Source organism: Psychrobacter proteolyticus (assembly GCF_003350005.1).
GTDB lineage: Bacteria > Pseudomonadota > Gammaproteobacteria > Pseudomonadales > Moraxellaceae > Psychrobacter > Psychrobacter proteolyticus.
This window is the reverse complement of the sequence record NZ_QLKS01000003.1, coordinates 276,253-297,257: the sequence shown is the minus strand read 5'-3', so window position 1 is coordinate 297,257 and position 21,005 is coordinate 276,253. Positions and strand designations below refer to the sequence as shown.

Genomic DNA, 21,005 nt, shown 5'->3' with positions numbered 1-21,005 from the left:
GATTATTTGCCGAAGTTGCCTGTTTGATAATCACGGAAGGTTTGACGCAGTTCTTCTTGGGTGTTCATGACAAAAGGACCGTGACCTGCGACTGGTTCTCCGATTGGCTCGCCGCTTAGCAGTAGCAGTTTGATAGGAGTATCCTCAGTGGTAGTTGCAGGGCAGGTTAATTCAATAGTATCGGTAGCAGGTAAGGATGGATGTGCAGTCTGAGTATCTACATGAGCTTGGATAGGGGCTGAAAACTGAATTAAATTACCTGCATTGACTAACGTACCATTGATCAATATCTGACCTTCTTGTATCAGCAGTAGGGTGTTATGCGTTTTCGGTACTTGTAGCGAGGTTGTACCTGCTGTATGTAGCTCAATATCCCAGAGATTGATCGGGGTAAATGTCGTTGCTGCGCCCGTTATTCCGTGCCAGTTACCTGCAATGATGGCAGCTTGACCGATGACAGTTTGCTCGTCGCCATTGTCTATCAGATCAACGATAGGCATATCAGCACGTTTGATAGATTGATATTTGGGTTGGGTCAACTTGTGGGTACTTGGCAGGTTGACCCATAACTGTACCATACTAAATATGCCACCACGCTGACCGAATGCTTCAGAGTGGAACTCTTCGTGCAGAATGCCGCGTCCAGCAGTCATCCACTGTACATCACCTTCTAAAATATCACCGCGCCCACCTGTCGAATCTACATGACTAATCTCACCTGCATAAGCAATGGTGACAGTTTCAAAACCTTTATGTGGGTGTTGACCAACGCCATGTGGCTGCATTTTATAAGCGGGGTTGGGTGAAAACGTTGTTGGCTTGGCATAGTCTAATAATAAGAAAGGATCAGTATGGCTATAATTAAGGTCTGGATTGTCATCTAAATGACTGATCAGAGTTTTTACAAAAAAGCCGTCACCTACCCAGTGCGACTCTTTTTCACCGTGAATGTGTTTAATTGAACGCATGGGCCACCTCATTAATCTAATTAGAATTACTATCAATAGAAAATCTATTGTTAAGTAATACTACTATGAATATAAGAGTAGATTGTATGAGTTTTTATTACTATTTCATTCCTAGTGCTGTCGGCAGCGATTAAGCAAACGTTAAAAACTTATAAGTGTCCATGATTAGACGATCTCACCACTCACAAAACCACTTGCCCATGCCCACTGAAAATTATAACCACCAAGCCAGCCGGTCACATCAAGCACTTCACCGATAAAGTATAAGCCGTCTTGTAAATTGCTTTGCATCGTTTTTGAAGAAACCTCATCAGTTTTGACGCCGCCGCGTGTGACCTCAGCGGTACGGTAGCCTTCCGTGCCAGAAGGTTTGAGCTTCCAGCCATTAAGGGTAATACCAAGCTCTGTGAGACGTTCGTCTTTAATATTAGCAAGCTCCGTATCTTTGATGTCTTCCCACAGATGCGTCTGTAGTGCTGCTAATAGCTTCTTGGGTAATGCATTATCTGTGTTTTCTGCCAATACGGTACGAATAAGCTGGCGCGGATGTGACTTTTTGCGAGCAAGTAAAAGCTCAGTGACGTCTATTTCAGGCAACAGATTGATACTGATGGTTTCCCCAGTCTGCCAATAGTTGGAGAGCTGTAGCATGGCAGGGCCAGAGAGACCACGATGGGTAAATAGGACGGGCAATTTAAAAGAGATACGCTCATTACTGGCAATAACGGGCAGACTGATACCAGCCAAAGCACGGATCAGCTCGCCTGTTTTGTCAGTGAAGGTAAAGGGTACAAGGCTAGCGTCAGTAGGCACAAGAGTATGCCCGAACTGCTGTGCCAACTCATAGCCGATACCACTTGCTCCCATGGTCGGGATAGATAGTCCACCAGTGGCGATGACTAAAGACTCGCAGCTATAGCAGCCTGTTTGCGAAGATTGAGTGCCGTTAGCAATGTCTTTTTTACCAAGCTTCTTGCTCGTCGTTAGATAAAAGCGCTCACCGTTATCATGAGCAGCAGTTTTAACGTGATCAATCTGAGCATTCAGCTTTACTTGTACGCCTACAGCCGTGCATTCATCTAGGAGCATAGACAAGATATCTTGTGCCGAGTCATCACAGAACAGCTGACCGTGTTCGCGTTCATGGTAGGCAATCTTATGAGACTCTACCATGCCGATAAATTCCCAACTTGGGTAACGACTCAGTGCTGATTTGCAGAAGTGGGGATTGGCACCAATAAAGTGCTCAGGCTCTACAAAGTAATTGGTGAAGTTGCAGCGACCACCACCTGACATCAAAATCTTTTTACCAGCTTTATTGGCATGATCCAAAACCAATACGCGGCGACCGCGCCGTCCGGCAGTCAGTGCACAGTACAACCCTGAAGCGCCAGCACCAATAATAACGACATCATAGTGAGTATGGTTTTGTGCATTGCGTTGATTAGTCATTGCGGTCTCGTAAAACGATGGGGTGAAAAAAGTATAACCAAGCCAAGCATTGTTTTTTATTAAAAACGCGGCTGACATTTTGTTAAATGAAGCAGTATGTTTAGTGTAGCTATTGTCCATATTTCACTAAAGGTTACAAGGATTAAATGCCCTAAGTCATACGCTGTTACCGTGTGATCACAACCAGCTGTCATTTTAATACTATCGTTATGATAGCTGCCCCTATAAATAGCACCATACGTACCAGTATAAGTGCCAATATAATTATCTAAACATGCAGATGTACAGTGAAATTGTTATGTTTGGCTTTTGATGTCTTGCAACCGTCACGCTTATTTGTCAAACTAACGATGAGTGTCACACATTATGGAAGATGACTCTTATTGCTTACATAGGGCGCGTCATATACGAAGACCCATGTAAGTCATAATAATTAAAAGGGACCAAATACTATGACTCAGAAATCATTTCCTATCTCAGCCGAGTTTATGGCTGCTGCCAATACCACACCTGAACAGTACCTCAAAGACTACGGACAATCCATCGAATCAACAGAAGCAAGTGATGCTTTTTGGGCGAAGCGCGCTGAGCTAATCGATTGGATAAAGAAACCGACCAAAGTCAGTAATGTCAATTATGACTTAGACGATTTTAGCATTAAATGGTTTGAGGATGGGGAGCTGAATATTTCAGTCAACTGTCTCGACCGTCACCTCGAAAAAGATCCATATAAGCCTGCTATCATCTGGGAAGGTGATCATCCTTCGTTGCACAAAATCATCTCTTTTAAAGAATTGCATGAAGCTGTCTGCCGCTTAGGTAATTCATTGCGCAAGCTTGGCGTTGTAAAAGGCGACCGCGTCACCTTGTATATGCCGATGATACCGGAAGCCATGGTAGCGATGCTGGCATGTGCGCGTATCGGTGCGGTGCATTCAGTGGTATTTGGTGGTTTTTCTGCCGAGAGTTTGGGCAATCGCTTGATAGACAGTCGCTCAAAAGTTGTTATTACCGCTGACGAAGGTTTACGCGGCGGTAAGCACACACCGCTCAAAGCCAATGTCGATCACGCACTCGACATGGACGGCACTGAGAGTGTTGAAAAAGTCATCGTCGTTCATCGTACGGGTAACTCTATACCAATGAGTGGGCGCCGTGATGTGTGGTATCACAATTTGGTCGATGGTCAATCAGAGATCTGTGAGCCTGAAGTCATGAATGCCGAAGACCCATTATTTTTATTGTACACCTCTGGCTCAACTGGGAAACCCAAAGGCGTCGTGCATACTACAGGTGGTTACATTACTTATGCGCTTTCGACCTTCCGTGATGTGTTTGATATCAAAGAAGATGACGTCTACTGGTGTACAGCAGATGTGGGCTGGATTACTGGTCACACGTACTCGACCTATGCACCATTGGCCAATGGTACGACGACAGTAATGTTCGAAGGTGTGCCAGAGCACCCAACATGGGCGCGTATCGGTCATATTATCGATAAGCATGACGTGACTATTTTATATACTGCACCGACAGCCATTCGCGCGATGATGAAAGAGGGCGATGCTTTTGTTCGAGAGTCGGATCGTTCTAGTTTGCGTCTGCTAGGGTCGGTCGGTGAGCCGATCAACCCAGAAGCGTGGGACTGGTACTATAATGTCGTCGGTGATGGCAAATGTCCTATCGTCGATACATGGTGGCAGACCGAGACAGGCGGCATCTTGATGGCGCCAATACCAGGCACGGTCGATCTCAAACCGGGCGCGGCCATGACACCACTATATGGCGTCAAACCAGAAATCGTTGATAGCGATGGTGCTATTTTAGAAGGCCCTGCAGAAGGCAATTTGGTGATCAGTAGTGGTTGGCCGGGGCAAATGCGTACTATCTACAATGATCATCCACGTTTTTTAAAGACTTACTTTAGCGATTATCCGGGTCATTATTTCACAGGTGATGGCGCTCAGCGTGACGAAGATGGGCATTACTGGATTACTGGTCGTGTCGACGATGTACTCAACGTGGCAGGGCATCGCTTGGGCACAGCAGAGATTGAAAGCGCTGTGGTTGCGCATCCTGCAACTGCTGAAGCTGCAATTGTCGGTATGCCGCATGAGATACGCGGTACAGGTATCTGTGCATTTATCATTCTAAAGTCAGGTGAAGAAAAGACCGACGATCTAAAAGCAGAACTAAAACGTCATGTGCGTGCCGAGATTGGACCAATTGCGACTTTAGATGCCATCTATATGGTCGATGCGCTACCAAAAACCCGCTCAGGAAAAATCATGCGCCGTATCTTGCGTAACCTTGCAGCAGGTCAATATGTAGGACTGGGCGACCTGTCTACGCTTGCCGATAGCTCGGTGATTAATGACTTGGTTGAAGAGGTTAAAGCGGGTCGTGGAGAGTAAGTCAGCCTGATAACGAACCTGTAGTATCAAGGATAGTGACTCAATACTAGCCATTGATATTTGCATATTAAAGTTAAATAAAAGCCATGTTATCGAGAATAGCATGGCTTTTTTACGTAGACGATATTGATATTAGCTCATTTTGAAGGTTCAATAATGCTAACAAGACAACATCGCTACCATTTTAATTGACGATTAATTGACGAGTCACTCGGTACTTACTAGGCTAACTAATTAATATAGTAGCGACTCATAAATACTTTATAAGGTCTACTGTCATCATGACTGATCATGCTTTGTGCTCAACTGTTCTATCTGCTCCAAAAATTGCCATCATCGGTGGAGGCCTAACGGGTTTGCTCACAGCAACACTATTAGAGCGCGCGTCAAACCAATCAAGCTCGTCATCTAACACCCCGCAAATCACTATCTTTGAAAAATCACGCAGTGTAGGCCGTTTAGCGACCCGCTATCGCAGCGATAGTAAAACTGATAAAAACTGGCAATGGTCGTTCGGCGCACAGTTTTTCACTGCGAAAACTACTGACTTTCAACAATTTATCACGCCTTGGTTAGATACAGGGTTGCTACAGCCGTGGTGTGCTGAAGTGGTTGAGTTAACGCCAGCAAGTGATAATGGGCAACCGCCTAATGTCCAAAGCAAAGAACAATGGGACGTGGTGCATGCTCGCTATATCAGCACACCAAAAATGACCAGTTGGGGCCGTGAATTGGCCGCCGCGCTTAATCACACGACTATAGTATTTAAGACTCGTGTCGCACCGCTCACTCAGTATTTGCACCGTCAAAACCCACAGCAGTCTCAGAACCAAACTTTTAATCAAAACAGCAAGCAAACTGAGCTATTTGACGAAACTGGAGCCAGTCTCGGTTGGTTTGATTGGGTGATCTGCACAGCGCCAAATGGTCAGGCGGTAGAGCTAATGGCAGATAGCGGTTTTGCTCAACAAGACAAAGTTACTAAACCGCAAATGCAAGCTTGCTATACGCTGATGCTTGGTTGGGATGATGTGCAAAAGCTACCTGAGACATTAAAGGGTCAGCTAACACCGCAATGGGATGTCGCTTATTTAAATAGCGCTATTCTTGATAGGATATTTATTGAGCATCAAAAGTCTACTCGTGATGAGCTACTACCAAGTGTCACCATTCATGCACGTAATGACTGGTCAGAAGCCCACGTCGATGACGATATGGAGTCAGTCGAAGAACAATTATTACAGGCGGCAAAACAAGCATTAAATTGGAATGAAGACAGCGCACCTAGCCAAACAGATTGTCATCGTTGGCGCTATGCAGCTACTGTCGTAAATAAGGATACTGAAGAGCTAGGCATCTTAATCGATGCAACCAAACAATGGATCGTCAGTGGTGATTGGTGTGCAAAAGGTAATATAGAAAGCTGCTATCGAATGGCGCAGCAAACCGTTAAGGCAATCATGCAAACGCAGTAAGCGTAATACCCATGCTCATTATTTTGCATCATTTAACGATATTTGGGTTTAGCAAAATATAAGCAAAAAAAGGCCCACAGAGGAGGTACTGTGGGCTGAGGAAAACGGGTCATGTATTAGCTACACAGGCCGTGGTCAAGAGTTGTTGTAATTATTGGTGCTCTCTACTGTTATTTATAAGAGTAATAATTATCAATACAATAGGTAGAGATATTTACTTAGCTATTTACATTTACTAATTTAAGTGTACAAGTGTTCTGGTACAGTCGCTATGATAGCGCAATTGAGTGCTGTCTGGCGGTTTTGGTTACAGTATATTACGTTGTAAAAATCCAAAAGACGCAAAGACTGGTATGAAGCACTGATATTTAGAGTAAGTAGCGGAGCTTTATGGTGAAATCATTCATAAAGGCTTCCAATAATTTCAATACCTTATGTCGATAGGAGGGCATCTAGTCGATCTTGATACCTTTCTGGATATCTTTGATAACTTAATCGCTGCAGAGATGGCATGACGCCTTGTCCGAAAAATGCTAAGCTATCTGCCATTATTATGTTCATATTAAACTGGGTTTGCCATGACTGACAGCACGCATTTGCATACGCAGGAAGAACCGCCAAGTTCGCAAAATACCAAGAGTATTTTTAACTTGCCTAACAACCTTACGATTGCGCGTATCTTAATGATTCCGCTATTTGTCGCGATTGCTTATTGGCCGCCCGCCATGGGTATTGGTATGCCTGCGATTTCAGACAATGTCATTGCGCGCGTTGGGATGAGCGAGTTTAGCGATAGCTTGTTGCGCCATTTATTATTGACCGGCGTCTTTATTATTGCCGCGATTACCGATTGGCTTGATGGCTATTTTGCTCGTAAACTAAATGTCATGTCAGCCTTTGGTCGATTTTTGGACCCTGTCGCTGACAAATTGATGGTAGCTGTAGCGCTCATCGTTCTTGTACAGTGGCACCCCAATATCATAATGGCGATAGCGGCTATCGTCATTATCTCGCGTGAAATCGCAGTATCAGCATTACGCGAGTGGATGGCAGAGTTAGGCAAAAGCACTAGCGTCGCGGTATCTTATGTTGGCAAACTAAAAACCACGTTCCAGATGGTAGCGATTACCGTACTACTACTTAACTGGCAGTCGCTTGAAACTATCGGCTACGTACTAATGGTGGCCGCTGTGATACTTACCTTATGGTCGATGATGATTTATCTAAAAGCAGCTTGGCCTTATTTAAAGCAAAGCGGATAATTTCATAAAACAAAAGTAATCAGTATAAAATTTAGATAATAAAAAACGCCAGTCGCATTAGCCACTGGCGTTTTTGTTTTTACTGCCTAAAAATTAGACGGCTTATAGTGTCACTGAGTTGTTTTCGCCTAAGTTGGTCGCTTTCTTACCGTCCATTACTGCAGCAGTGGTCATCTTAAACATGTTGACTACTGAGCTACCGCTTAGCCAGTATTCGGCACCATGTGGGACGACTTTGATTAACTGTACATTTGGATCTTCTTTACCTTGTTCATAGAATGCATTGTAAATTGGCGACCATAGCTCATCTAACTTCTCTTGGTCTTCGACCAGTTCTGCTTTACCGTTAATAGAAACATAATCTTTTGAATCTTGACTCACATAGGCCAAGTTCACTTGTGGGTCTTTTTCAATATCTTTGATGGTTTCGGTAGTCTTATCACCAATGAACCAAATCTCTTTTGCGCCAATGCTCGTCTCGCTAGTGGTCATCGGGCAGGCATGTAAATGGCCTTCGTGAGTACGAGTGGTCATCATGGCAAATTTCACCTCTTTTACCAGTTCTTGTACTTTATCGATATGGTCTTGTCTACTCATAATAAATTTCCTTTTTTATAGTGTTTTAATTGAGCTTATATAGCATTGTTTTAATTAGCCGAATTGAACAGTTGATTATTTATAGTAATTTTTCTTTAGGCTAGATATATTTAACCGTTAAATAAAACTAAAAGTAAAACGTCATCGTCGCCTTAACAACTGAGACTAGAATACCGAGTTGTCACCCTACATTTATATAGGTTCCCAGTAATGCGATGTGAGTGTTTGTAAGGAATATGAAGGTTAGGTAAAAATTGTGACAGCGTAGATTTGAGCGTTCTATTTTTCGATGGATGATTCAAAAACGACTTAAAAAGATACTTTTTTGAATTATCGATTCGCAAATAGTAAGTGGTGATAGAACGCAACTTATCGGCAATTTATCTCGGTTTAGACCTGCTTATTACAGGTCTTCTTGTTATAATACCCAGACCATTTACTTAGCATGGCAGAGATGCCTTGATCTTACGGATTATGCCTTTATGATGACCATCGCCGGACAACCGTTTCTTACCGATTTTCAGACGCAGCAACTCATCAGTCAGTTTCAGCAAAAAACCGAGCTAAATGTCAGTCAAATAAGTACACAGCAAGTGTATGTGCTATCACGAGAGCTATCTGGTGATGAACATAAAAAAGCGCTAGATTTACTGGCGGTTGACCAGTCAGCAACGCTAAATGCGCCGCAAGACAACCAACTACAAGTCATCGTTGGGCCACGTTTTGGTACGATATCGCCATGGGCAAGTAAAGCGACAGATATCTTTAATAACTGTGAAATCGAGATCAATCGTGTTGAGCGTGTCGTTGTTTATACGTTAACCCTCGATGAAAAAATAGACGGTGACGCAGGCGAAAAACTACCAGTAGACGCCGAGCAGTTATTGTTTGACCGTATGACTCAGAGCTTGGTTTATGACTTGAGCGATGTCAGCAAATTGTTTGATGATCAAGCGCCAGCATCACTAAATCATATCGATGTGATCGGACAAGGTCAGTCAGCACTAGAATCAGCCAATACAGAATTCGGCTTTGCGTTATCAAGTGAAGATATCGACTATCTGATGAATGCCTATGTCAATGAGTTGAAACGCAACCCAACTGACGTTGAGCTGATGATGTTTGCACAGGCCAACTCAGAGCATTGCCGTCATAAGATCTTTAATGCCCAGTGGACAGTTGACGGCGAAGCACAGCCAAAATCACTGTTCCAAATGATTAAAAACACGTACCAGTCGAACCCACAAGGTATCTTATCAGCCTATAAAGACAACGCCGCTGTGATGGCTGGTTCTGATGGCATGCGTTTTTATCCTATTCCGACTGACGCGATGGATGCCAACTCAATCCATCCTTACGACTTTCATCAAGAGAACATCGATATCTTAATGAAAGTTGAAACGCACAATCATCCAACGGCAATTGCTCCTTATTCGGGTGCGGCGACGGGTGCGGGCGGTGAGATTCGTGACGAAGGTGCGACAGGCCGTGGCGGTAAGCCAAAAGCGGGTCTAACGGGATTCCACGTGTCACATCTGCATATCCCAGAGCTTAGCGAAAAGTGGGAGCAGTCAGGTCAATTGAGCACTCAGGCTTATGGCACGCCAGATCGTATGGCAACTAGCCTTGAGATCATGACCGAAGCGCCATTAGGCAGTGCCAATTTTTCAAACGAGTTTGGTCGTCCAAATCTATGCGGTTACTTCCGTAGTTTTCAGCTAGACACTTCTGCCGCAAAAGACGGTAGCGAGATGCGGGGCTATCATAAGCCAATCATGCTGGCAGGTGGTTACGGCAATATCAAACGCAATCTGATTGAAAAGAATGCAATCAAAAAAGGCGATTTGCTCATCGTCCTTGGTGGCCCTGCAATGCAAATCGGTCTGGGCGGCGGTGCCGCATCGTCAGTCGATAGTGGTGACCTTGATGAAGGCTTAGACTTTGCCTCAGTTCAGCGCGATAACGCTGAGATGGAGCGTCGTTGCCAAGAAGTCCTTGATCGCTGCTGGGCACTAGCGGGCAATGATGTCGATGTAAGCAATAACAGTAAAGACGGCAACCCAATTGTGTCCTTACATGATGTAGGGGCAGGTGGTCTGTCTAATGCGATGCCAGAACTGGTCAATGACCATGAAATGGGCGCGCATCTGAACTTGCGTAAGATTCCATCATTAGAAGCTGGCATGTCGCCAATGGCCATCTGGTCAAACGAAGCGCAAGAGCGTTATGTGCTAGCGATTCGCCCAGAGAGCAGAGATCAGTTCGATGCGATCTGTGCCCGTGAGCGCTGCCCATATGCCATCTTGGGCGAGGCGACTGATATCCGTCAGCTAATCGTTGATGATGAGCTGTTGGACGAGCAACCAGTCGATATGCCGATGCAAGTACTGCTCGGCGGTACACCAAAAATGCAACGCAGCTTTGAGCGTACTGAGAGCACATTGCCAGCATTAGAGCTTGGTGATGTGAATCTAGCCGAATCAATCACCGATGTATTGCGTCATCCAACTGTCGCTAGCAAATCATTTTTGATTAGCATTGGTGACCGTTCTATCACGGGTATGGTCGTGCGTGATCAGTATGTAGGTCGCTATCAAGTGCCTGTATCAGATTGCGCAGTGACGGCTTCTGGCTTGGTGGCATTAGATGGTCAGCCAATGACTGGCGAAGCAATGAGTGTTGGCGAGCGTACACCTGTTGCTCTTATCAGTCCAAAAGCATCTGCGCGTCTAGCGGTCGGTGAAGCGATTACTAACATCGCTGGTGCGCGTATCGCTCAATTGTCTGATATCACGATGTCAGCGAACTGGATGGCAGCGTGTGGTGATGATGCAGAAGATGCGGCACTCTTCGATGCGGTACATGCAATCGGTGAAGAGCTGTGCCCAGCACTCGGTATCGCTATCCCAGTCGGTAAAGACTCGCTATCGATGCGTGCCAACTGGAGTGATGAAGAGGGCGCTGATAAATCTGTCGTGTCGCCAATGAGTTTGGTCGTGACCGCATTTGCCCCTGTCGTTGATGTGGCAAAAACGCTCACCCCTGAACTCATCAATGGCGACAGTGCATTCTATCGTATTGACTTATCTAAAGGGAAACTGCGTCTAGGTGGCTCAATCCTTGCACAAACACTTAGCCAATTAGGTAACGACTGCCCAGATTTGGCGCAGCCGAGCGACTTGATCGACTTCTTTAACTTTATCCAAGCGGGTAACGCGCAAGGCGTCATCAGCGCTTATCACGATATCGGTGATGGTGGTTTACTAGCAACCATCGCTGAGATGCAGTTCACTAGCCGTCAGGGTATCAAGCTGTCATTAAATGATGACAACTTACTGGGTCAACTGTTCAGTGAAGAGCTGGGCGCAGTTATCCAAGTATTGCCAGAAAACGTTGCTACTTTGATGGAGCTAGCAGATCAGCATAACGTGAGCGACATGCTAAGCCTCGTTGGACAAAGCTCTGAAGAAGACAGCCTACTAATTCAAACGCCAACGCTTAAGGGTGATGACACCTTACGCTTTAGCCGTAGCGAGTTACAGCAAGCATGGACGCAGGTCAGCTATCAAATCGCGCGTCGCCGTGATAATCCAGCGTGCGTACAGCAAGAGTATGACTTGATTAGCGACGCGAGCCATAAAGGTCTGATCGCTGCGCCGAACTTTGATCTGAATCAAAAGGTTGAAGAGCCATACTTGGCAAGCCGCGAGAATAAGCCAAGAGTCGCTATCTTGCGTGAGCAAGGCGTCAATGGTCAGACAGAGATGGCAGCAGGTTTTACTCAAGCTGGCTTTGAAGCGGTCGATGTACACATGAGCGATCTACTGAGTGGTCGTATCAATCTACGTGATTTCGACGGTCTGGTCGCTTGTGGTGGCTTTAGTTATGGTGATGTACTCGGCGCTGGCTCTGGTTGGGCGAACTCTATCTTGTTCCATGACGAGCTACGCATGCAGTTTGTCCGCTTCTTTGCCCGTCCTGATACCTTCTCATTAGGTGTCTGTAACGGCTGTCAGATGATGGCTCAGTTAAAAGACCTCATTCCAGGTGCAGAAAACTTCCCACGCTTCGTTGCTAACAAATCAGCTCGATTTGAAGCGCGTACGGTCAACGTAAAAGTCGAGCGTACCAAGTCTATCCTGTTCAAAGGGATGCAAGACAGCATCTTGCCAATCGCTGTGGCGCATGGTGAAGGCTATGCCACGCTAGACAACACAGAAATCGACGGTATGGCAAAACACGGTCAGCTTGCGATGCGTTATGTCGACAGCCAAGGCCATCCAACCGAGACGTATCCGCTCAATCCAAACGGTTCGCTCGGCGGTGTCACGGGTCTATGTAGCACTGACGGTCGCGTCACTATCATGATGCCACATCCTGAGCGTAACCTAAAAGCCTATAACCACAGCTGGAAACCAGAAGAGTGGGATGAGGACGGTGCGTGGATGCGTATGTTCCGCAACGCTCGCGCTTGGTTTAGATAGGCTAAGTTCGTTTAGAGTATTGTTGTAAGCATAAAAAAAGGTGGGCGTAATGCTCACCTTTTTTGTGTTTTGAGTAATGCTTTTAGAGTAACTTCAGTCTAGGCTTAGTGTTTTCACTAATTAACTTGAACGTTATATCATCTAAAATTTGATAGCCAAAATCAATATTCTCATAAAAATTCCTACCTTCTTTTTCTAAGAGAACCTTAATAATCTTATTAAGTAGAATCGGTCGTTCACGTTCAATAGGTTCAGGTTCTAACTTATTATATCCTTGTTTACTAAACTCAATACAATTAGAACGATAAAGCCAATCAGTTAATAATCCATTAGTGTGTAAGTTATAGTTCATAGCCGCAAGAGACACTTTCCAGTATTTTTTATAGCTGATTAGATTCGGCAGATTTAGATTGTTTGGAGCCATAACTACAAATGCTTCTTTCGGCATTAAAAAACTGGAAGCAAACCTATCAGCTTCGTGCTCTTTGTCCTTCATATTTTCAAGTACATTTTTATCATCACTGTGCAGAACTAAGTGACCAAGTTCATGAGCAGCATCGAAGCGCATTCTTTCTGCTGACTTCGCTGTATTCAAAAATACTATAGGTCGCCCATCATGATAAAAAGAGAATGCATCAACTTCTTTTACTTCCATTGGCAAACGGAATACTGCAATACCATGTGATTCGAGTAGGGCAATAATGTTTTTAATCGGTAGAATACCTAATTGCCAATCGCCACGAAGTGTTAAAGCAGCTTTTTCAGGCTCATTAACCAAAGTATCAATATCGAAGCCTTGGAAAATGGGAAGATTAGATATTGTTTTGTCAAAATACTCCAAGGTTTGAATTGCAAACTCACTGTAAGCAAGTGCAGAGTTTCTGTACTGAGCTTTTATACGGCTATATGAACGAAAGAAAATTTGCTCATCTACTACTTGTGTTTTGAAAGTAGAGTTAAAGAAGTCAAAAGGTAGGTTTAATGACTCACTTAACTTAACTACTTTTTCGAAATCAGGTACTGAAGGTTTATTTTCGTTCAAATAATTTGAAATTGTAGCTTCAGTACATGACAATATATTTGCTAGATCTTTATTTGTTTTCCCCTTTAAGTCTTTAGCTATTTTTAGACGGCGCTTATTGAATTCAAAGTTACTCTTCATTGCTCGCATTTTTATACCCAATTTCAAACGAGTCCTCGTTCACTGATTCATCAGCAAACTCACTCATATATGACTGAACCTCATTTTCTGAATCTGAAGAAAACATCAATCTACAATCATGGTCAGTTGGAAAAATTTTTCCATCATCCATTACTATATAAGACATTGGTCTTGCAAGTTCATAAATTAGACTTGGAGCATCATCCTGATAAATTTCGTGTTTTCTTGAAGGATAATACAGAACCCAAGTTTCTAGTTTCTCGCTAGTCATATTTCTATATTTATTTATATCAATTTTGTGTTTCGTCTCAATACCTTTTGAACAGTTGGAGGAAATCGGCAAATTCATATCACCTAAAGCGTCATTACTGGACATGATAATAATTTGAATATTGTTATCAACGATGGTTAATGTAGGTTGTCCTTGACCTCGGCTAAATTCGATTTCGTTAGAAATTAATTGTAGGGCTATGTTTTCCCCAATGTCACCCCAACGTGCTATACCGCTTGCACAGTTTACCTTAGTTTTCATATTGAAATTTTGATCAGCTTTTTGAATAGCATCGAAAATGACTTGAGGAGTAAAACCGAATTTATTCTTCAAAATTTCCACAGCTTCGCTATTGTTTATAAGCTCACCATCTGTGTTGCGGCTATCTAGGTCGCTGAAGATTTCATACTGTGGTGCTTGGTACATATTAGTTTCATCCATGTAATTTTTATAAATTATAACATCATATGATGTGTTAAAAAGTAAAAATATCGATTAAGATCATTTTTTTTATACAGAATGATTTAATCAAAATTACTTATCCTCTAAATGCTCTTCACACTTCAGCAATCAACTCATAAATCTTATCACTTCTTAATATCCGAAAAAAACGGCACTGAAATCAGTGCCGTTTTATCAGTCGTGACAATGTACACCCTAACCATGGCTGATCAAGTGCTGAATCGCCAAAATCAATCCCAGCTTAAAATCACCTTACCGCATTGTCCACTTTCCATAATATCAAAGCCTTCTTGGAAGTCATCGATGTGCATGCGATGGGTGATGATTGGCGTCAAATCAATACCGCTAATCAGCATTTGCTCCATCTGATACCACGTCTCCCACATCTCACGGCCATAGATACCCTTTAAGGTTAACGCCTTAAAAATAATCTTGCTCCAATCCACCGTGGTAGTGTTAGGCAAAATACCCAAGAGCGCGATTTTAGAGCCGTTATACATATTGCTAATCATCGAATCAAAGGCCTGAGGCGAGCCTGACATCTCAAGCCCAATATCAAAGCCGTGCATTTTCAAGGTATCAATAGCGCCTTCGATGGTTTCACCTTTGGCTGGGTTGATGGTCATCGTCGCGCCCATTTTTTTGGCAAGCTCTAAGCGATAATCGCTGATATCACTGACCACGATATTACGTGCCCCAGCAAAGCGGCAAATCGCTGTTGCCATTGACCCGATCAGACCCGCACCCGTAATCAGCACATCTTCACCCAGTACAGGAAAAGATAAAGCGGTATGCGTCGCGTTGCCAAAAGGGTCCATAATGGCGGCCATCTCATCGCTGATACGCTCATCGAGTCTGATGACATTATCGGCAGGTATCACCAAATATTCGGCAAATGCGCCATCACGGTCGACGCCTACGCCTATGGTGTTTTCACATACATGTAGCTTACCGCGGCGGCAGTTGCGGCAATGCCCGCAAGCGATATGGCCTTCGCCTGTGACTCGGTCACCTACTTCAAGATGCTTGACGCCATCGCCCATTTCACTAATGACACCGACGTATTCGTGTCCGATAATCATCGGCGTATTTATGGTCTTTTGTGACCACTCATCCCACTTATAAATGTGCAAATCTGTGCCACAAATAGCGGTTTTTTTAATTTTAATTTTAACGTCATTGATGCCGACCGTTGGTTCTGGCATGTCTTGCATCCAGATGCCTTTTTTGGCATGAGCTTTAACCAGTGCTTTCATACTTTTCTCTTATTTAGCTGTGTTGTACTTAATTATTGAATTTAGATAAGTTTTGAATGACGCTTAATCAATCACCTTCATTTGCTTGGCGACTTTGATAAAGGCGGCGATACACTGGTCGAGCTGCTCGCGAGTATGAGCAGCAGAGAGCTGCACACGAATGCGAGCCTCATTTTTGGGCACGACAGGATAGAAGAAGCCAATCACATAAATGCCTTCTTCAAGCAGTGCGTCTGCCATTTGCTGTGAGACATTGGCGTCATAGAGCATCACTGCACAAATGGCCGATTCGGTAGGCTTGATATCGAAGCCTGCATCTTGCATTTGCTTCACAAAATAGGCGGTATTTTCATGCAATTGGTCTTGTAGGGTATTGTCTTGCGATAGCATTTCAAACGCTTTTACCCCAGCGGCAGCCACCATAGGAGGAATAGAGTTTGAAAATAGATACGGGCGTGAGCGTTGACGCAGCATCTCAATCATTTCTTTTTTACCCGTGGTAAAGCCGCCAATAGCACCGCCAAATGCCTTGCCTAACGTACCAGTGATCAGCTCAATATCGCCACGTAGATCAAACAATTCAGTCACGCCGCCACCAGTGCGACCGACCACACCTGCTGAATGCGACTCGTCAATCATCACCATGGCATCATATTTTTGTGCCAACGCATAAATCTCATCCATTGGCGCGACATTACCATCCATTGAAAACACACCGTCGGTGACAATCAAACGAAAACGCTGTGCCTGTGCTGCTTGCAATTGCGTTTCTAAATCTTGCATATCCGCATTGGCGTAGCGATAACGCGCAGCTTTACACAGGCGCACACCATCAATGATTGAGGCATGATTTAACGAATCAGAAATAATCGCATCTTCGCTGGTCAATAGTGGCTCAAAGGCACCGCCATTGGCATCGAAACAGGCGGCATAAAGAATCGTATCTTCGGTATTAAAAAACTTAGAAATCGCCGCTTCTAATTGCTTATGCAAATCTTGCGTACCACAAATAAAACGCACCGATGACATGCCGTAACCTGAGTCTTCAATGGCTTTGATCGCCGCCTTTTTAATCTCAGGATGGTCAGACAGTCCAAGGTAGTTATTGGCACAGAAGTTAAGCATCTCACGGCCATCGGCGATCTTGATGAGTGCATCTTGCGGAGAAGTGATAACGCGCTCGGTTTTATAGAGTCCTGCCTCGCGTATATCGCTGATTTCTTGTTGTAGGTGTTTTTGAAAGGCTTGATACATAAATATTCCTTTTTTAGTATTATTGGTGTTCGTTTGATAATAAAGATATTGGTAATAGAGCTAGGCTATCGAATCTGCGCAGCATCTTAGCCATCATTAAAACCAATGATAAAACCAACAATGCGGGAAGCCAATGAGATGGTGCGAGCAGTGATACTATCTATAACCCTGTGAGCGGTGATTTTATCATTTGCCTATCGCAATAAATAGCATAAATAGTTGGTAGATAGGCCTTCTTTTATAAAGTGATATAGCGTTGTTTGGTTATAGTATTGGTTTCATAGCGGCTTAGCTATGTCTTAAAACATAAGACAGCAACTTGCGCATTTTTATAGTCTTGATCGTTAACTACCGTCTATCCAGTTAGTCATCTTTGGGGCGCTTCTGAGCCTCAGCGATCAACTCATTAATCTTGGCGCTTTCCTTTAGTACACAAGCATCATAGGCAGAGAGTGGTTCAGGTTCTTGTTTCTCTTTCTTTTTCTGCTCCTGCTCTTGCTTGGCTTTTTCTTCTAGATATTTTTGCAGATCATCTTGCTCATCTTTTTGAGAGTTATTCATGACTTATGTCTCCTGATAGTCTGTATTCTTTAATAAAAATCATCCCGACCAGCATATTTCTTATTTAGTGCCTGCAATATCGCATAGGTCTCGCTATCCATATTACCCGTTGGCTGCTGCGCTCTAAAGTGCAGCTGAAACGCATAGACGACATCGCGACTGGCTTTGTCCCACGTATCGGTATCGTTGATTTGATAGCCATATTTGCGAAACGCTTGCTTGATCTCAGGTATCGTGGCCGACGCAAATCCATCTTGATTCATAAAGAATTGCTTATCAAATTCATCATACCAAGCGCCAATACCGTAATCGAAATACAGTCGCTCCCACGGGAACTTCGCACCGGGGTCTATCTTGCGCGAGGGTGCCATATCGGAGTGACCAATGATATTCTTCGGTGAGATGTCATAGCGCGTGGCGATATCTTGCACCAGTTGTGCGACTTTCTTAATCTGCAATTCATCAAATGCCACATAATGCTCATAAAGATGATAGTCGAGCATGTCATTTTTTAGCGCGTCTCGATATTCAGGCTTGACGCCGCTATTGACGATCTCGATACCGATAGAGGTATCGTTTAATATCGTCCGTCCTGCAAAGCCGCCATCACCTGCATGCCATGCGCGCTCGCTCTCTGGCACTAAGTTATAGATTTTATTGTCGTCGTTGTCTAATACTAGATAGTGCGCGCTCACATTGCCCGTGGTCAATGTCTTTATCGAGCGCTCATTATCAGAGACCGTATAGTGCAGGACGATGGTTTTGATGCGCTCGCTTTTGCCAGTCGCTTGGTAGCTATCGCTGTCGATGACATAACGCGGCGCTGACGTTGTTACGCAGCCCACGAGCGATAGCATAGAAGATGATATTAATACTGATGCCAATGCCATCGAGAAAATGTTTTTTGCCATGAAATGCTCTGTGTGGGAATAGTTGCGGTGATAGCATATAGCATCGTTTGCGTTTGATGTTTATTGTGCCCAACTAGCAAATGCTATTTATGTTTAATTAACATTAGAATGAACTGCGATCTTTTTATAACCAATCGCCCCGAGCAGAATAAAGAATCCTAGCAAAACATAAGCATTGAATGACAGCGCCGCTGGTGAAAATGGTAGTAGCAATAGCGATATAAAGACCACACTGATTAATACAGAGAGATAATTTAGCAGACCCGCTTGTTTCTTTTTTCGCTCATTGATGAGGTCGGCGGTCGTGACATAAGCAAAGCCAACGGTGATGCCCAAGGACGCCATTGTCACGATATCGAGTAGATAATTTCTACCTAGCCAAGGAGAGAGTAGGCACACCAAACATATCAATATAACGGTCTTTTGCTTACTGAATTGGTTGTGTTTATCCGTAAATACACTGGGCAATAATGACGTATCGCCCATAGATTCTAAGAGCTTAACCGATGACAATATAAAGCCGTTGATGCCACTCATTATCGAGCCAATCATAGCGATCGATAGCAGCCAAATGCCGATGCTACCAATCCGATTGTCTATGCCTTCACCTGTCGCCCAATGGCTGTCTTTAATTGCTTGATAGTCAAAGCTCATATTCAGCGCGGTAAAGTAGTTGATTAAAAAGTAAAACAACACACCGGCGATAAGTGAAATTAGGATAATGCTTTTGGTCTTGGTTTTTGAATCGCTAATGGCTTTTGAAATCTGCGGTGTGGTCTCAAAACCAACATACGCCCATGGCATAACGGCCAAGATAGGTAACCATGCCAGACTGGTGATAGAGCTGCTAGACATATCAGTTGGCACAAATGTTTGGCTCGTTGGTGTCATCCAAAGCGAGGCAAAAAACAGCGCGGTGACTGATAGAATCATAAAGAGGGCAATATAGAGTTGGATTTTTGCGCCGACTCGTACACCTTTTAGATTGATATAACTGAACAAAATAATAGCCGCGCTGCACAAGAACACTTCACTGGCGTAGACTTCCCAACCAGCAATCGTATACAGATAGCCTAATTGTAAGCCGCTAGGTAACAGATAGCGCAGTAGCAAAGCGACGGCTGATATATTGAGCGCGATAATAGAAATATAGCCTATCGTAACGCCCCAACCATAAATATAGGCATGCTTGCGATTGATGTATTTTTCAATCCAATAGATGCCGCCTGACTCGTTTTCTGGCGTTTGGGTCAGCAAATTAATATAGGCACGTGCAACCATATAGATGGCTAAAGTACCGATAATAATAGCGACAGAAGAGCCTAATAGCTGTGACTGCGGTAAAAACAAATCGCCTGGCATGACATACGCACCCCAGCCGATAATCGCACCGACGCTAATCGCTATCGCTTGTAGGTAGCTGATACTTTCTGTCTTTTCACTCATGGAGTGCTCCTTCACGATTAAACATAGAGAAGGAGAGAGTGTTTATTATGGAGCTGACATAGAACATGAAAAACCTTGTGACGCCGTTACGCAGGGTACTGGCTATCTTTTATAAATAGAAAATTCATATTAAAGGTTTTTGTTGAGTGTTACCTTTTCAATCCTGTTGGATTTTTTTAGCCAGAACCTTTTTCCAACTGTCCTCTAAACAGTCAATCGCGAGCCAAGGTTCAATCACATTAGCATCAAACTTTTCTTTTGAGTTTGCCAGTTGCCATAGCGTCTCTAATGTCGCAAACGGATAAGGGCGCTCAACTAAATATACGGGTAAATCAGCGTCTATAACGCCAGCGCGTACAACTTGGAAATACCAACCAGAGATACCTTGCTTGCTGACCCATGCCGCGATATTTGGTACTTTGGTAAATTGACCGATTTGGTCGTTGATTTTGTAGCAGGGACGGCGCGGTTGGACGATACGTAGCTGAACGCTAGTATCATCATTACTAGTGTCTTGACCGTTGTCAAAATGCCCACCATATTGAAAAACATCACCAATACAAACCGTAGATTCGGTCATTTCAGGCAAACCATCGACGGCTTCAGTCGTAAGGTTTTCTCCTAGCGTACCGACACGAACCTTTAAACTGAATTCTGCATTGATTTTTTCATATGTTGCAGGCGCTAGCTGATGCACGGCTTTGAGTAGGCCGCCATGATGCTTACGGTCGGCTTGCTCATCAGTGGTTAAGCCCATAAAGTTGACGGTGACAGGAGATTTGATAGGTGCTTTATCAATGGCGCTCATTTCTTCACGGGCAAATGGCATAGACTTGCCAGCGCGGACACAAGTGAGGGTAGCGATATGTAGGGGCAAGTCTTGGTTAAAATCTGTTAAGGTTTGCTCAGGTGATGACGTGTTCGATTCTGCGCTCATAAGGTTTCCTAATAGGTAGAATGAATAGGCTAAGGCGGCTTAATTTTGGCGGTTTAATGTTAGCGGCTAATAAATATTAATATGAAATGAGCT

15 protein-coding genes are annotated in these 21,005 nt (G+C 44.0%); 4 read left to right on the top strand and 11 right to left on the bottom strand.

Annotation, left to right across the window (positions count from 1 at the left end; translation table 11 throughout):
- Positions 1-2: 2 nt before the first annotated feature.
- Together DXK30_RS08390 and DXK30_RS08385 are read right to left on the bottom strand one after the other, a co-directional pair.
- Positions 3-968, bottom strand: coding sequence for a pirin family protein (locus DXK30_RS08390; RefSeq protein WP_114701318.1), 966 nt, complete (start codon positions 966-968; stop codon positions 3-5).
- A gap of 165 nt (positions 969-1,133) precedes the next feature.
- The gene (locus DXK30_RS08385) at positions 1,134-2,420 is read right to left on the bottom strand and encodes a BaiN/RdsA family NAD(P)/FAD-dependent oxidoreductase (RefSeq protein WP_114701538.1); all 1,287 of its coding nucleotides are present in this window, start codon (positions 2,418-2,420) and stop codon (positions 1,134-1,136) included.
- A gap of 452 nt (positions 2,421-2,872) precedes the next feature.
- On the opposite strand from DXK30_RS08385, the gene acs reads away from it, so the two are divergent.
- From acs to pgsA, 3 genes are all read left to right on the top strand, one after another.
- Positions 2,873-4,834, top strand: a complete 1,962-nt coding sequence (acs, locus tag DXK30_RS08380; RefSeq protein WP_114701317.1) for an acetate--CoA ligase — start codon at positions 2,873-2,875, stop codon at positions 4,832-4,834.
- A 281-nt stretch (positions 4,835-5,115) separates the two neighbouring features.
- A complete protein-coding gene (locus DXK30_RS08375; protein ID WP_114701316.1) occupies positions 5,116-6,309 on the top strand; it encodes an NAD(P)/FAD-dependent oxidoreductase in 1,194 nt (397 codons plus the stop codon).
- A 578-nt stretch (positions 6,310-6,887) separates the two neighbouring features.
- Entirely contained in the window at positions 6,888-7,571 is a 684-nt protein-coding gene (pgsA, locus tag DXK30_RS08370; protein WP_057758088.1) for a CDP-diacylglycerol--glycerol-3-phosphate 3-phosphatidyltransferase, read from the top strand.
- Between the two features lie 102 nt (positions 7,572-7,673).
- Here pgsA and DXK30_RS08365 read toward each other — a convergent pair whose 3' ends face one another.
- Positions 7,674-8,168, bottom strand: coding sequence for a pyridoxamine 5'-phosphate oxidase family protein (locus DXK30_RS08365; RefSeq protein ID WP_057758090.1), 495 nt, complete (start codon positions 8,166-8,168; stop codon positions 7,674-7,676).
- Between the two features lie 482 nt (positions 8,169-8,650).
- Between DXK30_RS08365 and purL the strand changes: the two genes are divergently transcribed.
- The gene (gene purL, locus DXK30_RS08360; protein ID WP_114701315.1) at positions 8,651-12,652 is read left to right on the top strand and encodes a phosphoribosylformylglycinamidine synthase; all 4,002 of its coding nucleotides are present in this window, start codon (positions 8,651-8,653) and stop codon (positions 12,650-12,652) included.
- An 82-nt stretch (positions 12,653-12,734) separates the two neighbouring features.
- On the opposite strand, the gene DXK30_RS08355 is transcribed toward purL, so the two are convergent.
- The 8 genes from DXK30_RS08355 to DXK30_RS08320 all read right to left on the bottom strand — a co-directional run bounded on the left by DXK30_RS08355 (position 12,735) and on the right by DXK30_RS08320 (position 20,912).
- Complete coding sequence (locus DXK30_RS08355) at positions 12,735-13,823, bottom strand: XRE family transcriptional regulator (protein ID WP_114701314.1); 1,089 nt, start codon at positions 13,821-13,823, stop codon at positions 12,735-12,737.
- Positions 13,804-14,511: a hypothetical protein gene (locus DXK30_RS08350; RefSeq protein WP_114701313.1), complete on the bottom strand. Its 708-nt coding sequence runs from the start codon at positions 14,509-14,511 to the stop codon at positions 13,804-13,806. The genes DXK30_RS08355 and DXK30_RS08350 overlap by 20 nt, the downstream gene beginning before the upstream one ends.
- 266 nt (positions 14,512-14,777) lie before the next feature.
- Positions 14,778-15,803 (bottom strand): L-threonine 3-dehydrogenase, encoded by a 1,026-nt coding sequence (gene tdh / locus DXK30_RS08345; protein WP_114701312.1) that lies wholly within the window; start codon positions 15,801-15,803, stop codon positions 14,778-14,780.
- A gap of 63 nt (positions 15,804-15,866) precedes the next feature.
- Positions 15,867-17,057 carry a glycine C-acetyltransferase gene (kbl, locus tag DXK30_RS08340; RefSeq protein ID WP_114701311.1) on the bottom strand — a complete coding sequence of 397 codons (1,191 nt, stop codon included), beginning with the start codon at positions 17,055-17,057 and terminating at the stop codon, positions 15,867-15,869.
- A 363-nt stretch (positions 17,058-17,420) separates the two neighbouring features.
- A complete protein-coding gene (locus DXK30_RS08335; protein WP_114701310.1) occupies positions 17,421-17,618 on the bottom strand; it encodes a hypothetical protein in 198 nt (65 codons plus the stop codon).
- A gap of 29 nt (positions 17,619-17,647) precedes the next feature.
- Positions 17,648-18,529: an N-acetylmuramoyl-L-alanine amidase gene (locus tag DXK30_RS08330; protein WP_114701309.1), complete on the bottom strand. Its 882-nt coding sequence runs from the start codon at positions 18,527-18,529 to the stop codon at positions 17,648-17,650.
- A gap of 93 nt (positions 18,530-18,622) precedes the next feature.
- Positions 18,623-19,975, bottom strand: a complete 1,353-nt coding sequence (locus DXK30_RS08325; RefSeq protein ID WP_114701308.1) for an APC family permease — start codon at positions 19,973-19,975, stop codon at positions 18,623-18,625.
- Positions 19,976-20,132: 157 nt separating this feature from the next.
- Positions 20,133-20,912 (bottom strand): MOSC domain-containing protein, encoded by a 780-nt coding sequence (locus DXK30_RS08320; protein WP_114701307.1) that lies wholly within the window; start codon positions 20,910-20,912, stop codon positions 20,133-20,135.
- Between the last annotated feature and the right edge of the window lie 93 nt (positions 20,913-21,005).